Raw genomic sequence first — 15,182 nt, 5'->3', positions numbered from 1 at the left:
AATGAATCAGGCTCGATACTTCGCGAGAAATTCTGAAACTTTGGCGAGTCCTGTTTCGAGTATGTCGCGATTGTTGGCGTATCCAAGGCGCACGTAACCTTCCATGTCGAGCGCACTGCCCGGCGTCAGCATCACGCCGGTCTGTTCGATCAGCTCCACGCAGAATTCAAGCGACGACATCGGCAGGTCGAATTTCAACAATGCTGTGGTTCCCGACTTCGGCTTGATATAAGACATAGCCGGTTCTTTGGCAATCCACGCGTCCACGATCGCCAGGTTGGTCCGCACGATGTCGTGATTGCGGGCTAGAATCGCCTTGCGGTTCTCCAGCGCGATGGAGGCGAAATGATCGTCGATCATGCCGACGCTGATCGTGTTGTAGTCGCGATGAATCGCGACGGCGCGGATCAGATCCTTCGGACCGGCGATCCAGCCGAGCCGAAGTCCCGCGAGCGAGTATGTTTTGGACATGCTGCCGGTACTGATGCCGCGCTCGTACACATCCGCAATCGAAGCGGTATAGCCACTGCCTTCCTGATCGGTGCCGCGATATACCTCGTCGCATAGCACATATGCACCGCACGAACGCGCAATCTCGCTGATCTCGGCGAGGAACGCCTCGTCCATCAGCGAGCCGGTCGGATTGTTCGGGTTATTGATCGCGATGAGTCGGGTTTTATCGTTGACGAGACTGCGCAGTTCCGCGAGATCGGGAAGAAACCGGTGCTCCTCCCGCAGCTTCAGGATTCGCACGTCGGCGCCGTAGCTCTCGGGAATCGAATAGTGCTGCTGGTAGGTCGGCAGAACGGAAATCACCGTGTCGCCAGGCTCGACCAGGGTTTCATACACCAGCGCGTTGCCGCCGATAGCGCCGTGCGTGACGATCAGATTCTCCGGCGACTGGCGCGCGTACATTGCCGAGATCGCTTCACGCAGCCGGGTCGAACCTTCGATTGCACCGTATGTGAGCTTGAGCGCGCGTAGCTCGTCGAGAATGCTGTCCTGTTTGTTGGCGAGCGTCAGCAACTGATCGACGGTCAGCGATTCCACGCAGGTTTCCGCCAGGTTGTACGTACACCTGGTTTCGTACAGATCCATCCACCGCTCGACGCCGAAGTCCTTGATCTTCATGTCACTCTCCTTTGTTATTCAATCAGGCGATCCGTTGATGAACAGCTAGCCGAACCGCTCGGGACGGAATGGACGCGCATCGATAAATGGCTGAGCGCCGGTCATCATTTCCGCCAGCAAACGGCCTGTCACCGGGCCGAGCGTCAATCCGTGGTGGTTGTGGCCGAACGCAAACCAGAGCCCTTTATGGCGAGCCGCAGGCCCAATGACCGGCCGCATGTCGGGCGTGCACGGACGCAAGCCGAGCCACGGACGCTCGTCGAGCCGCGCACCGAGACCGAATGTCGGTCTGGCAGTGCGCTCGGCGCGCTCCAGCTGGATCCCTGTCGGCTTTGCATCGCGCCGGGCTATTTCGACGCCCGTGGTCAGCCGAAGGCGCCCTTCCATCGGCGCCACCACGTAACCCTGCTGCGAGTCTACGAGCGGCATCGAGAGGATCGGCTTCGTGGGTTGGTAGTGCATGTGATAGCCGCGTTTGGCCCGCAGTGGAATACGATATCCGAGCGGCGCGAACACCTGATCCGACCACGGGCCCAGCGCCACGACGACGTCCCGCGCGCTGATCCTGCCCGATGAGGTTTCAACGGTCCACGCGCCGCCTTCCGCCTTCAACGTCGTCGCTTCGCCGATCAACAACGCGCCGCCGCCCTGCTCGAACAGACGTGCGTAGCCTTTCGTCAACGCGCCGGGGTTGACAATGCTTTTCGGATCCTGCCAATGCAACGCTCCGCAGAATCCCGTCGCGACGCCGGGTTCGCGCGCGGCCAACGCCGCGGCATCGAGCGCCGCTACATGCAGTCCATAGGTACTTGCCGTTACTTCGGCGGCGGCCGCCTGCCGCGAGAATTCCGCCGGCGTGCGAAACGCCTCGATCCAGCCTTTGTCACTCGATAGTTGCTCGAGGCCGGCACGCTCGATCAGCGCATCGTGCTCCGCAACGCTTTGCCGGATCAGCGGCAGCATGTCGTGCGCCGCGGCCATCAGCCGCTCGGGGGACGACTCCCACCAGAAACGGGCGAGCCAGCCTGCAAAAGACGGCAGCGCCCGATAGTCCCAGTAAAGATCGGTCGAGCGATTGCGCGCATAGCGCAGCAGTGTGCCTAGATTGCGCGGAAAAGCGTACGGAACGACCGACGAACTCTCGATCAGGCCGGCGTTGCCGAAACTGGTTTCTTCACCCGGACCGCGCCGATCGACCAGCGCCACCCGTTGGCCGCGATCCTGCAAGTGCAGCGCGGACGACACGCCGACGATCCCGGCGCCCAGCACGATTACATCGAAATCCATACGCTCGCTCTGCTTTCACTGACGGGACCGGAAGCGCGCATGCGACAACTCGCGCGCGGGTCCGGCGCGAATCCGTTCGCACCGGTTCGCACCGGTTCGCACTAGTTCGACAACGCCTTACTTCGCAATGATGTCGCGTTTGAAGTACTTCTGCGAAAGCGCGCTGAGCGTGCCGTCTTTTTTCAGCGCGTCGAGCGCGGCATCGATCTTCCCGGCCAGCGCCTTGTCGCCCTTGCGCAAACCGAAACCGGTCCCTTCGCCGAGCGTCGCCGGATCGCTGAGCGGTTGGCCGGCAATCGCATAGTCATGGCCTGCGGGCTTGTTCAGGAAACCGTCCTGAACAGTCTGCGCTTCCTGAACGGCCGCATCGAGCCGCCCCGCCACGAGGTCGGTGTACACCTGATCCTGGTCGGCGTATGAGACGATCGACACGCCGGCATTCGCCCAGTGGCGTTTCAGGAAATCTTCCTGCGACGACGCCTGCAGCACGCCCACGCGTTTGCCTTGCAAACTCTTCACGTCAGGCATCAAGCCCGAACCGCGCTTGGCCACCATCACGATCGGCACGACATAGATCGGCCGCGTGAAATCGATCGTCTGCTTGCGCTTTGCGGTGATATTCATGGCCGAATTGATCACATCGAATTTGCGGGCCTGCAAGGCGGGAATCAGCCCGTCGAATGCATTCTCCACCCACTCGCATTTCACGCCCATCTTGGCGCAAACAGCGTTGCCGACGTCGACGTCGAAGCCCTCCAGTTGCCCCGTCGGCGATTTGCTTTCGAACGGCGGATACGCTGCCTCGATGCCGAAGCGCAAGGTGTTTTGAGTCTCCGCGCTGACGGTGCCGACCGAACCGAGCAACGCAGCAGCGACGAAAATTGAAAGTGACAGCTTCTGAAGCATGGTGGCTCCCTGGGTAGTTGGGCATCGCGAATTGAGGGCACGGACAACGGCTGACTGCAAAGCCTCGAGACGGCGCATGGGGCGCCGGGCGAAGCCGGCCTCACACTCTCTCTGGATCAACAGTCTATTCTGGACTCCGGTAAAAGCAAGCAATTTTCAAAATAAAAGTCCAGACTGGACTTTTTGACTTTAGAATTGCTTCCACGCCGGAGGCCGGCAACGTTGTGGAGAGCAATCCAATGAGCAAGATAGAAAAAGCCGTTCCGTTGATCGTCGACCAGGAAACCGTTCGCGAAGCCCTACCTCATCTCGACGTGCGCGATGCGTTGACGCAGATGTTTCGCTCGCTCGGCAACGACGCCGCGGTGCAGCCGCCCCAAACGCTGACTCTGTTTCCAGGCGGCGCGGGAGACTTCATTACGTACCTCGGCGTGATGGCGAGCGCCAAGGTATTCGGCGCGAAACTGTCGCCGTACATCGTCACGCCAACGAAGCCGGTCATTACCGCGTGGACCGCGCTGATGTCGATGGAAACGGGACAGCCGTTGATGTGGTGCGATGCCGGCTTGCTCACGATCGAGCGCACCGCCGGTGCAACGGCGCTTGCCGTCGAGCACCTCGCCGCGCCCGATGCGGGAAAACTCGCGATCATCGGCTCGGGCGCGGTGGGCCAGGCGCATCTGCGCCACCTGGCGTCGGTGCGTCAGTGGCGCTCGATTCAGGTGTTCTCGCCCGATCTCAAGGACAACGCGGCGAAGCGCGCGGCGGTCGCGGCCCTCGACAAGCGCGTCGTCGTTTCCAACACGATTGAAGATTGCGTGCGCGAAGCCGATGTGGTGGCCTTGTGCACCTCATCGGGTACGCCCGTGCTGCACGAAGGCATGCTCGGCAAGCCAGCGCTCATTACGTCGATCAGCACCAACGCTGTGAACGCGCACGAAATTCCACCCTCATGGATTCCCACCATGGACGTCTATTGCGACTACCGGCAAACCACGCCGGCCAGCGCGGGCGAAATGAAGTTGGCCGCGCAGCGACACGGATGGTCCGCCGACAACGTCGTGGCTGATTTGCCCGAACTCGTTTCGGGCGTCGCGCAAAAGCCGTCCTATCACAAACACGCGTTTTTTCGCTCGATCGGACTTGGCCTGGAAGACGTGGCCATCGCGTTCGAACTCTTCAGGTATTTGACGCAGCGGGATGCGTGACATTGCGGTGACACAGGGCGTGCGATGAGCAGGTCCAGCACGGCGCGACGAGCGCCGGGAGAGCAACTGGACCGAGATCCCGCTCATGGCAAAATGGCGGATAACACACGGACTTGCAGCACCATGACGCAACACGCTGCGGACTTTCCGAAAACTGGAACTTCACCCATCCCTATGCGCAAGACCAAGACCACAGCCGCGCGCCGGCTTCTTCTGGATCGCTACAGCCGGGTCGCCGACGGCATCGCGCTGCTGTTCTTCCCGTACGTCGAAATTGTCATCCATGACTTGCAAAGCCAGACCGTGGCCTACATAGCCAACAACCTGTCCAAGCGCGAACTGGGCGACGAGTCGGCGCTGGAAGAAATGGACCATTCAGCCGAGTCCGGCACTATCGGCCCGTATGAAAAGATCAACTGGGATGGCAGGCGCATGCGCTGCGTCAGCACCGTGCTCTTCGACGACGCCGAGGCCGCCATCGGCGTGATGTGCGTGAACTACAACATTGCGGTATTCGAAGACGTGAAGCATGTCATCGACCGCGTGATCTCCGGCGCCGGCGTGGTGAAACAGCCCGAGGAACTGTTCAAGGACGACTGGCAGGAGCGCATCAACACGTTTCTCCACACGTGGCTTCAGGAGCGCCAGTTGGCATTGAACTCCCTGACTCGCGACCACCGCCGCGAACTGGTCGAAGCGCTGTGGGCCGAGGGCGCATTCAAGGGGAAAAGCGCGGCGAATTATGTGGCGAACGTACTCGGGATGGGGCGTGCCACGGTCTATCAACATATCAGGGATCTGCGAGGCGCGGCAGCCTGATAGGGCTTGATAGGAAGTCCGACTTCCATTAAAGAATCATCGCTGAAACGCCGTTATCAGGGTAACGCATCGTCAATCGGCCAGGCGCGCTTTCGCCGTCGCGGCCAATACCCATTCGTGCCTTGCCTTTACACGCCCTATACCATGCCTGTCGCCGAATCGGCGGCAGCGCCGCAAGCTTTCATCAACCTCCGGCCAGGATTAATTTCGACAAGGACAAGATCGGCAACAAGCCGTCATACTCTGTCTCTTCTTGCGGCGGACGGTCCCGACAACGTAACCGGAAGATTTCGCCGGAAACGCGCTCGATGCATGACCGTCCGTCCCGTCCTTTCGACGGCAATTTCCGCGTAGCGCCACGCGCGGTTCAAGTGGAGCGTGCATTGCAATGAGTTACACCCCTGTCGTTCCGTTCGCCCACGACAAGGCAGATTCGGGCGCCTTCGTGGGCGGCGCCCCGGCATTTCGCCAACTGGTCCGCATGATCGATCGGGTCGCCCCGACCGAACATCCTTTGCTCATCTTCGGCCCGACCGGTTCGGGTAAGGAACTGGTGGCTCGCCGCGTGCATGCCCACAGCCAGCGCCAGGACCAACCGTTCGTCGACGTCAACTGCGGCGCGATTCCAGAAAACCTCGTCGAAGCCGAACTATTCGGGCATGTCAAAGGCGCGTTCACCGGCGCGGGCGAAAACCGCCAGGGACTTTTCCAGCAGGTCGGCAAGGGTACGCTGCTGCTCGACGAAATCGGCGAACTGCCGCTTGCGTTGCAACCCAAGCTGTTGCGCGTGCTTGAAACGCGCACCTTCCGTCCGATCGGTTCGTCCACCAATCTGCATTTCGCCGGGCGCGTCGTCGCCGCGACCCACCGCGACCTGCGTGAACTTGCGCGTGAAGGGTTATTCCGCGAGGACCTGTTCTATCGGCTCGCGGTTTTCGTGCTGGCAGTGCCCGGACTCGAGCAGCGCATCGAGGACATCCCGGCGCTGGTCACCCATTTCGCATCACAGCACGCGCGCCGTCTCGAGTTCTCGCCGGCTGCCATCCGGCGGCTTTGCCAGCATTCGTGGCCGGGGCATATCCGGCAATTGCGCAATCTGATCAGCCAGTTGAGCGTGCTCGCCGAAAACACGCTCATCGATGTCGACTCGCTCGAACCGTTTCTCGCCAACGAAACCAGCGGACCGGTGTCGCGCGCGAGCCTCGCCGACATGCTGCTGCAACTCGAAGGCCGCGACAAGCTCGCGGCCGCCGAGGACCTGTTGATCGACCGCGCGCTCGAGCGGACCAGCGGCAACAAGAGTGCGGCCGCAACCATGCTCGGCGTGGGCCGCAAGACCATCGAGCGGCGTCTGAAGTCACGCGAGGAACATCACCGGGAAGCGCGCAAGTGTCTCGAACATGCGAGCGCGCTGATCGAGGAGTCGAAGTTCGCCGAAGCCATTCCGCTGTTGCGCCGCTGCCTCGACTTGTTGCAGACGCCCCACGAACAGGAGGCGGTGCGCCGTCTGCAGTTCGACGCGTACCGGCTGCTCGGCATGAGCTTGCGCAGCGTGCACGGCTGGCTGTATGCGGAGGCCACCGCCTGCTACGCCGCCGCGCTGACGATCGGCGAAGGCGTTTGCGAGCCCGCCGAAATCGCCGCGATCCAGTTCGGCATCTGGACCACGCAGTTGACGACGCTTCAGCTCAAGCAGGCGCGCGCCACCGCGCAGAACATGCTGGAGCGCGCACAGAATGGCGGCGACCGGGTCTCACTCGACGAAGCTCACGTCGCGATGACCAACACGCTTTTCTGGCTTGGCGACAGCGAGGAAGCGCTGGCCTGTCTCGCGCGCGGCAACCTGCTCAGCGTGGGGCGCAACGACACCCGTACCGGCTCGCAAGGGATCGATCTGGCCAGCCTCGCGTTGACTTTCGAAGGGCTGGCCGCCTATCAGATCGGCGCATTCGGGCAGGCGCGGCGCGCCATGGAGATGTTGATCCTGCGCGCGTCCGAACCGGGCGCGCACGCGCTCGCTCACGCCGTCAATCTGCAGGGCGCCGCCTGGCTCGCCTGCCTGTTCGATGACGTCGACCGGCTAGGCAGTCTCGCGAGCGAACTCGAATCGGTGTCGATCGCGAACGGCTTCGCGTTCTATCGCGGTGTGGGCCAAGTGCTCCGCGCCTGCCACCTCAGCGCGCTCGGCCATTCCGACGAAGCGGAAACCGTCATGCTCGACGGCTACGACAACCACGTCGTTTGCAATGGCGGCGCGCTGTTCTATTCCTTCAAGACGTGGCAGCACGGCGAACTGCTGCTGCGCGCCGGCCGCGCGAAGGCCTGCGAGGCGATTCTCGCCACCGCGATCGACGAGACCCTCGCCCGTCAGGAACGTGTCTACCTGGGCGAACTGCTGGTCACCCGGGCGCGCGCGCAGTGGGCCCTCGGCGATGTGAACGCCGCCGAACTCGGTCTGCGCACCGCGCTGTCCACCGCGCTCGCCTTCGGCTCGGTGCCGGCGCGCGTGGACGCCGCGCGCTACCTCGCAGATCTGCTGCGCTCCATCGGCCGCGGCGCAGAAGCCATCGACACACTCGAGCGCGGTCTGCGCTCGCTGACGACGGATCCGACCACGCGCGTCACCAGTGCCGCGAATTTGCTTGCCGAACTTCAGCAGGACGCTTCTTTCAACCTCGACAGTAAAGGAATCGCAAATGGCATATGAATTACGCCGGGAAGATCTGGAACCGCTGCTATTGGGAGCAGCGTTCTTCGGAAGCGGCGGCGGTGGCACGATCGAATCCGCGCGGCATCTGGCCGAGCATTTCGTCACCGGCGACTATTACCCGTCCGACACGGTCAAAGTGGTGTCGGTCGACGAGGCCACCGAAGGCGCGGCCGTCATGGTCGCCTATCTCGGCGCGCCTGAAGCGATCAATTCCGCCGTCTATCCGATCGGACCCGTGACCGCCGTGCAGAACGTCCGGGCCCGCCTCGCCTCGCAAGCGACGAAGCTCGCCTACGTGATGCCGCCGGAAAGCGGCGCGCTGGGCTTCACGGTGGCGGCGCTCGTGGCCGCGAAACTCGGCCTCGCGGTGATCGACGCCGACGGCGCCGGCCGCGCCGTGCCCTCGCTGCCGATGCTCACCTTCGCGGCCGCCGAGATCGATCCGCGCCCGGCGTTCCTCGTGAGCCAGGGCGGCCTGTGCGTCGAACTCGACGTGACGCCGCGCGCCAGCAACCAGGGTGGCCCGACCCATCAACGCGACGTGTCGGCGATCGTCGAGCAGATGATGCGTCCGGTCGTCGCCGATCCCGAGTTCGGCCAGTTCGGCGGCCTCGCGATGTGGGTGATGAAGCCGGCCGACATCCGTCGCGCGACGCCGATTCATGGCACCTTGACGCGCGCACTGGAGCTCGGGCGCGCGGTGCAGGCCGGGCGGATCGGCAGCGCCCAGCAGATGATCGGCTATCTCGCCGAACATTGCGGGCTCGCCGCGCGCGCCATCTCGGAGCCCGGCGAGTTGGTCTCCGCCGAAGTCGATACGAGCGGCGGTTTCGACGTCGGCAAGGTTCATATTCAGGCCGGACAGCGCACCTATACGGTGATGTACCAGAACGAGTCGCTGCTCGCGTGGGACAGCGCATGTCCGCAGCCGATCGTGCTGGCGCCGGACAGCGTCGCGTATTTCGTTGGCGGCGAAGGTCAGGCGATCTTCAGCAACGGCGACCTGCTCAAGGATGACGGTTCGTTGAACCCGGTGATCGGCAAGCGCCCCGTGACGCTGATCGCCTGGCGTGCCGAAGCCGAATTGCGCAAGCCCGGCCTGATTCTCGACAGCTTCATGCAGTTGCTGAACTCGCTCGGCTATCTCGGGCCGTATGTGCCGCTTGAGTCGCTGCAGTCCGCGCGCAAGGCAGACGCATCATGACCTCGCCTTCGAACTCACCTCTGCGCATCTGCGTACTCGTGCCCGTCGCCACATCGGCCTACAACGACCGCATCATGAAAGCCATCGCGCCGGTCGTGCCGCCGGACGTGCAGGTCGAAATTCGCAATATCACCGAGGGGCATCCCGATATCGAGAGCCGCACGAACTGGCTGCAGAACGGCATGCCGGTGGTCGAACTCGCGCAGTCCATTGCCAACGACGGTTTCGACGGCATCTGGCTGACCGACTTCGATATGTGCGGCGTCGAGGCCGCGCGCGAAGTCATCGACATTCCGATCATCGGCGGTTTTCCCGCTTCGGCCTTCGCGGCTTTGATGCTCAGCCAGCGGTTCTCGATCATCACGATCCTGCAAAGCACGCTGGCGATGCAGCGCGGTCATCCGCAGACCTATGGCATCCAGGACACGTTCGCGTCGATCCGCGCGATCGATTGCCCGGTCGCGCAGCTCGATAACGTCGACGTGGTGGTCGTTCGCACCTTCGAGGCGGCGCTGAAGGCCATCAAGGACGACGGCGCGCAAGCCATTCTGCTCGGCTGCACGGGTTTCGTCGACGTCGCGAGCCGCGTCTCCACGCTGCTCGGCGAGGCGCTCGGCGCGTATGTGCCGGTGATCGATCCGAATCAGACCGGCTTCAGCTTCCTTGTCTCGCTGGTGCGGATGAAGGTACGCCCGAGCCGGTTGACTTATAGCAAGGTCAGTCTCCAGTCGTAAGCGGGACACTTCACTTCTCTCCGTGCTCGTCCGGCGCGGCGCGCTTGCCGCGCCGGATTCTCTCGCCTTCCAGTTCCGCGTTTTTCCCCTGCCTCGCAATCGCCTTTCGTTCCCATGTGGACGAAAGCGCCCTCTCGCCCTGCCGGATACCGTCAATTGGACGAAATCGTCCAGTCTTCTGGGTATGCATGGACGAGAGTGACCAATTTCGCGCGTGAAATTTTCCGGCACGCCCGCTCCGGTGCAGTTTCGATGCCTGGCACAGTCATTGCTTAAATAATGAGACAAGATGCCGCCTTAAAAAACACCCTGGACAGGCGGTTTCCGGAACACGCAGCAAATCCGTCCGACAAACCGGGGGAACCTGAGAGACCAACAAGATCACGCGCTGCAAAGCGTTCGACACACCGACGTCCGGCGACGAGCAGATTGCTGCCGAATCGCCGGCGCCGCCGACACCCGGGCCGCCGCTATTCAGCGAGGCCATTCGGTTAGTGATCCGAACAATAATTGACGCGCCGATCGAGTCCAACGATGTCGAGTCGTTGGCAACAGACCGAGAGAGGGCTGTGCAGTTGTTGTAGTTGTGACTGTCGTGTGTCAGCGCATCGCGACCGAATGCTTCCATAGAGAAGTTCGTTGCGATGCGCGACTGCGAAATGGCGGAAACCGTCTGGCTATGCACCAGGCGAGCTGCTACGGGGTTCGACCGTCGTTGCCCTCCCTTCCGGGGACAAGCAGCGGCGGCTCGTTCTTTCTAATCAGTCTGCGCCGACCGCGGTGAAAACGCGGATCCAGGCGTGGAACAGAATCTGCTACTGGCAACCCTACGCGGCGTCAGACTGTTAGACCTCGCGAGTCGACCACACTGGCCATTTACGGGGTTTCAAACAATGCATCACCACATTTTCGAAAGCGAACTCGTTCATCTGGAACGCGTAATTGCCTGCGCGTCGCGAGAGCCCTTTCCGCCCACCTATTGGCGCGACCGCGTCGAGCATCTGAAAAATTGTCCACACGCGCCTCTGTTCGGCTATCGCATTGCCCGTCTGTCCCGGCTCGTTGCCGAACTGAACGGTTAGGCGACACGCTTCGGTAGCCGGTTGGCCTTATTTGGCGGACCGCCCGGCAACGAGCAAACACAACGCTTTCAGTCAAATGAATCGGCTGGGTCCAGCCGGTCGCATCCCCTTTTTCCGCCGGTGTTCGCCCGAACGCCGTCACTGGTTTCGTCCACTTGCCGCAACGTCGCCGCCTTCGGCCGCCCCGGCAATGGCGCCGGCCATTGCCGCCTATGACACCGAAAACCCGCGGCATTTCATAGGCGTGTACTATCGACGGCATTGCCTTAATCTCATTCTATTGATGGTGACTCTCACCTATATTTTGAGTTGCAGCAGCAGGCCTGCCGACGCGAGCTATGCTCGTCCAATGCATGCCACGATATCCGTATCGGATGGAGAGCATGTGCGTCGGGTTATCGCAGTGGTACACCCAGTACCCCCACAAGAGCCCACCAGGTAATGTTCCGGCAGCCCCCTCGGCGCGGGATCGTGCAATGCGCCACAGAAGACAGACACCGTAACAGAACAAATAGTGGGTACGTCCTCTCAAGGAGATAGCGCATGTCAACCGAAGCAAAGTGCCCGTTCAACCATACTGCCGGCGGCGGCACGACGAACCGTGACTGGTGGCCGAAGCAGCTGCGGCTGGACCTGCTAAGCCAGCACTCAAGCAGGTCGGACCCGCTGGACGGCGGCTTCAATTACGCGGAGGCTTTCAAGAGCCTCGATCTGGCGGCGGTGAAAAAGGACCTCGCCGCGCTGATGACCGATTCGCAGGATTGGTGGCCAGCGGACTTCGGCCACTACGGGCCGCTCTTCATCCGCATGGCCTGGCACAGTGCCGGCACGTACCGCATCGGCGACGGCCGCGGCGGCGCCGGGCGCGGCCAGCAGCGCTTCGCGCCGCTCAACAGCTGGCCGGACAACGTCAGCCTCGACAAGGCGCGCCGCCTGCTCTGGCCGATCAAGCAAAAGTATGGCCAGAAAATTTCCTGGGCGGATCTGCTGATCCTCACCGGCAACGTCGCGCTCGAAACCATGGGCTTCAAGACCTTCGGCTTCGGCGGTGGTCGCCCCGACACCTGGGAGCCGGACCTGGACGTCTACTGGGGCAACGAAAAGACGTGGCTGGGCGGCGACGTCCGTTATGGCAAGGGAGCCGCGGGCGATAACGACGACGGCGGCGTGATCGTCGCGGACGAACAGAAGCACGGCGAAGAGGTCAGCCGCGACGACAACGGACGCAACCTGGAAAATCCGCTGGGCGCCGTGCAGATGGGCCTGATCTATGTCAACCCGGAAGGTCCCGACGGTAATCCGGACCCAATCGCCGCCGCACACGACATCCGCGAAACTTTCGCTCGCATGGCCATGAACGACGAGGAAACGGTCGCGCTGATCGCCGGCGGCCACACCTTCGGCAAGACGCATGGCGCAGGTCCGGCCGACAACGTCGGTCCCGAACCCGAGTCCGCCGATCTCGCGAACCAGGGGCTCGGCTGGAAGAACAGCTTCGGCACCGGCAAGGGCGCCGACGCCATCACCAGCGGTCTGGAAGTCACCTGGACCACCACGCCGACGAAATGGGGCAACGGTTTCTTCGAGAACCTGTTCAAGTACGAATGGGAACTGACCAAGAGCCCGGCCGGCGCCAACCAATGGGTCGCCAAGGGCGCCGACGAGACGATCCCGCACGCTTACGATCCGTCGAAAAAGCGCCGGCCGACGATGCTCACCACCGACCTCTCGCTGCGCATGGACCCCGTCTACGAGAAGATTTCGCGACGCTTTCTGGACAATCCCGACCAGCTCGCCGATGCCTTCGCCCGTGCATGGTTCAAGCTGACTCACCGCGACATGGGACCGCGTGCCCGCTACCTCGGGCCGGAAGTGCCTGCTGAAGAACTGATCTGGCAGGACCCCATTCCGGCAGTCGACCACCCGCTCGTCAATGACCAGGACGTGGCCTCGCTCAAGCAGAAGATCCTGGCGTCGGGGCTGCCCGTCTCGCAACTGGTGTCGACGGCCTGGGCGTCGGCGTCGACCTTCCGCGGCTCGGACAAGCGTGGCGGCGCCAACGGCGCGCGCATTCGCCTCGCGCCGCAGAAAGACTGGGCCGTCAACCAGCCCGAGCAACTGGCGAAGGTGCTGAAGGTCCTCGAAGGCATCCAGAGCGAGTTCAACGGCGCGCAGTCCGGCGGCAAGAAAATCTCGCTGGCGGACCTGATCGTGCTGGCGGGTAACGCCGGCATCGAACAGGCGGCAAAGAGCGCCGGCCATCAGGTGACGGTGCCGTTCGCGCCGGGACGCATGGACGCCTCGCAGGAGCAGACTGACGTCGAGTCCGTCGGCGCGCTCGAACCATTCGCCGATGGTTTCCGCAACTATCTGAAGGGCAAAGTCGGCGTTCCGGCTGAGGCTCTACTGATCGACAAGGCGCAATTGCTGACGTTGACCGCACCGGAGATGACGGTGCTGATCGGCGGCTTGCGCGCCCTGAAGGTAGGAACCGGGCAGAATCCGCAAGCCACCTTTACCAGCAAGCCGGAGACCCTGACCAACGACTTCTTCCGCAACCTGCTCGACATGGGCACGGAATGGAAGCCGGCCTCGTCGGCCCAGGACGTGTTCGAGGGACGTGACCGCAAAACCGGCGAGTTGAAGTGGACCGGCAGCCGCGTCGATCTGGTGTTCGGTTCGCACGCGCAGTTGCGGGCGCTGTCCGAAGTCTATGCAAGCGAGGACGGCAAGGAGAAATTCGTCAGCGACTTCGTTGCCGCGTGGGTCAAGGTGATGAACCTCGACCGGTTCGATCTCGCCTGAGCGGGCGCCGCGGTTCCGTCAGGGTTGCCGCCCTGACGGAACGTTGCCCCGCCGGGCGAAAGATAAACTGCCAGGTTAAACCAACGGTGCGAGCCCCGCTGTATCGGAGCCGCACCGTTTGTTTTTGCGCGAAACGATGTGGGAGTGTGCGAGAGTGGCGGATGGGCGAAATCCTGTTTCAAGATCAAGAGCCCGCGCACCGCGTCATCGACAATGAGGGCGATACGGTCAACGACTTGAGGAGCCGGATCAATGGGAAGCACCAGTGCAGTTGCGGCAGCGGCAGTCGCCTTCCTGGGCAGCCACTTTCTCTTATCCCATCCACTGCGCGGACCGTTGGTTCGCGCAATTGGCGAAACGGCGTTCCAGGGCGTCTATTCGCTGGTTGCGTTCCTGACGCTCGGCTGGCTGATCGTGGCTTACGGAAAGGCGCCCCTCTCCGCACCGCTATGGCCGGTAGGCGACGGGCTCTGGGCGATTGCGACCGTGATCATGCTGATTGCGTCGATCCTGCTGATGGGTTCCCTGATCCGCAATCCGGCGCTGCCCACCGGCGGCCGGCCCGGCTCGTTTCCCGACGCGGCCCGCGGCGTATTCGCGATCACGCGTCACCCGATGATGTGGTCGTTCGCGCTTTGGGGGCTGTGCCACATCGCCGTGTTCCCCGTGGCCAAGAACATTATTCTTGCAGCGGCCATGGTGATCCTCGCGCTCGTCGGCGCCGCGCTGCAGGACCGCAAGAAGCAGCAACTCCAACCCGATCTCTGGCCCGCATGGGAAGCGAAGACCAGCTACCTGCCGTTCGCGGCGATCGCCGCCGGTCGTGCGCGGCTGAGCGGGTTCGGCATGCACGCGCTGCTGGGCGGGCTGGTCGTCTGGCTTGCGGCGACCTGGGCTCATATCCCGCTCACCGGCTGGGCGGCGGGCATCTGGCGCTGGTTGTAGACGCAGCCTCGTCAATGCCGTCGCTCAAGCCGCGCTTCATGCCACTGCATGCCGACTCGATGTGAACTGCTCTCTGCTCGTCGAGATGAAATCGGCGGCCTGGAGTGGAACCGTATCGGGACCGGAGAACGACCGCTTCACGCTGGCTCGGGCCAGGATGCGCGTCAGATGCGAATAGAAGTGCTGCAGTTGTTTCGCGTCGGAAGCTCGTGGTTCGAGGTCGAACACATCTTCGAGCACGCGTCGCGAGACGTAGAAACGTTGAAGTCCGTGGACGATGCGAATCTGAAAGACGACGCCGTCACTGTTGTGCGGCACCGCTGCCCAAATGAGCGAATGGCTACCCATGGA

Annotated in this window: 13 protein-coding genes; 8 read left to right on the top strand and 5 right to left on the bottom strand. The window is 62.7% G+C overall.

Annotated features, from left to right (window positions below; translation table 11 throughout):
* Positions 1–6: 6 nt before the first annotated feature.
* The 3 genes from B0G74_RS09170 to B0G74_RS09160 form a co-directional block, all read right to left on the bottom strand.
* Positions 7–1,131 carry an aminotransferase gene (locus B0G74_RS09170; RefSeq protein ID WP_132374508.1) on the bottom strand — a complete coding sequence of 375 codons (1,125 nt, stop codon included), beginning with the start codon at positions 1,129–1,131 and terminating at the stop codon, positions 7–9.
* A gap of 45 nt (positions 1,132–1,176) precedes the next feature.
* A complete protein-coding gene (locus tag B0G74_RS09165) occupies positions 1,177–2,418 on the bottom strand; it encodes an FAD-binding oxidoreductase (protein ID WP_132374507.1) in 1,242 nt (413 codons plus the stop codon).
* Between the two features lie 117 nt (positions 2,419–2,535).
* Positions 2,536–3,324 (bottom strand): ABC transporter substrate-binding protein, encoded by a 789-nt coding sequence (locus tag B0G74_RS09160; protein ID WP_132374506.1) that lies wholly within the window; start codon positions 3,322–3,324, stop codon positions 2,536–2,538.
* 239 nt (positions 3,325–3,563) lie between these two features.
* Here B0G74_RS09160 and B0G74_RS09155 point away from each other — a divergent pair, with 239 nt between their 5' ends.
* The 5 genes from B0G74_RS09155 (at position 3,564) to B0G74_RS09135 (ending at position 9,999) form a co-directional block, all read left to right on the top strand.
* Positions 3,564–4,532, top strand: coding sequence for an ornithine cyclodeaminase family protein (locus B0G74_RS09155; RefSeq protein WP_132374505.1), 969 nt, complete (start codon positions 3,564–3,566; stop codon positions 4,530–4,532).
* 123 nt (positions 4,533–4,655) lie between these two features.
* Positions 4,656–5,351, top strand: a complete 696-nt coding sequence (locus B0G74_RS09150; protein WP_279388568.1) for a PAS domain-containing protein — start codon at positions 4,656–4,658, stop codon at positions 5,349–5,351.
* Between the two features lie 388 nt (positions 5,352–5,739).
* On the top strand, positions 5,740–8,058 hold the full coding sequence (locus B0G74_RS09145; protein WP_132374503.1) for a sigma-54 dependent transcriptional regulator: 2,319 nt from the start codon (positions 5,740–5,742) through the stop codon (positions 8,056–8,058).
* Positions 8,048–9,265: a DUF917 domain-containing protein gene (locus tag B0G74_RS09140; protein ID WP_132374502.1), complete on the top strand. Its 1,218-nt coding sequence runs from the start codon at positions 8,048–8,050 to the stop codon at positions 9,263–9,265. Before B0G74_RS09145 ends, B0G74_RS09140 begins: the two co-directional genes overlap by 11 nt.
* A complete protein-coding gene (locus B0G74_RS09135; RefSeq protein WP_132374501.1) occupies positions 9,262–9,999 on the top strand; it encodes an aspartate/glutamate racemase family protein in 738 nt (245 codons plus the stop codon). The genes B0G74_RS09140 and B0G74_RS09135 overlap by 4 nt, the downstream gene beginning before the upstream one ends.
* A gap of 265 nt (positions 10,000–10,264) precedes the next feature.
* Here B0G74_RS09135 and B0G74_RS09130 read toward each other — a convergent pair whose 3' ends face one another.
* Positions 10,265–10,627: a hypothetical protein gene (locus tag B0G74_RS09130; RefSeq protein ID WP_132374500.1), complete on the bottom strand. Its 363-nt coding sequence runs from the start codon at positions 10,625–10,627 to the stop codon at positions 10,265–10,267.
* Between the two features lie 265 nt (positions 10,628–10,892).
* Between B0G74_RS09130 and B0G74_RS09125 the strand changes: the two genes are divergently transcribed.
* The 3 genes from B0G74_RS09125 to B0G74_RS09115 all read left to right on the top strand — a co-directional run bounded on the left by B0G74_RS09125 (position 10,893) and on the right by B0G74_RS09115 (position 14,831).
* Positions 10,893–11,081 carry a hypothetical protein gene (locus tag B0G74_RS09125; RefSeq protein ID WP_132374499.1) on the top strand — a complete coding sequence of 63 codons (189 nt, stop codon included), beginning with the start codon at positions 10,893–10,895 and terminating at the stop codon, positions 11,079–11,081.
* A 543-nt stretch (positions 11,082–11,624) separates the two neighbouring features.
* The gene (gene katG / locus B0G74_RS09120) at positions 11,625–13,886 is read left to right on the top strand and encodes a catalase/peroxidase HPI (protein ID WP_132374498.1); all 2,262 of its coding nucleotides are present in this window, start codon (positions 11,625–11,627) and stop codon (positions 13,884–13,886) included.
* Between the two features lie 252 nt (positions 13,887–14,138).
* On the top strand, positions 14,139–14,831 hold the full coding sequence (locus B0G74_RS09115) for an NnrU family protein (protein ID WP_132374497.1): 693 nt from the start codon (positions 14,139–14,141) through the stop codon (positions 14,829–14,831).
* Between the two features lie 36 nt (positions 14,832–14,867).
* Here the strand turns inward: B0G74_RS09115 and B0G74_RS09110 are convergent, their stop codons facing one another.
* Entirely contained in the window at positions 14,868–15,179 is a 312-nt protein-coding gene (locus tag B0G74_RS09110) for a hypothetical protein (protein WP_132374496.1), read from the bottom strand.
* Between the last annotated feature and the right edge of the window lie 3 nt (positions 15,180–15,182).

The organism is Paraburkholderia sp. BL9I2N2 (genome assembly GCF_004339745.1).
GTDB lineage: Bacteria > Pseudomonadota > Gammaproteobacteria > Burkholderiales > Burkholderiaceae > Paraburkholderia.
The sequence above is the reverse complement of the archived record's forward strand: the minus strand, read 5'-3'. Positions and strand labels throughout refer to the sequence as shown.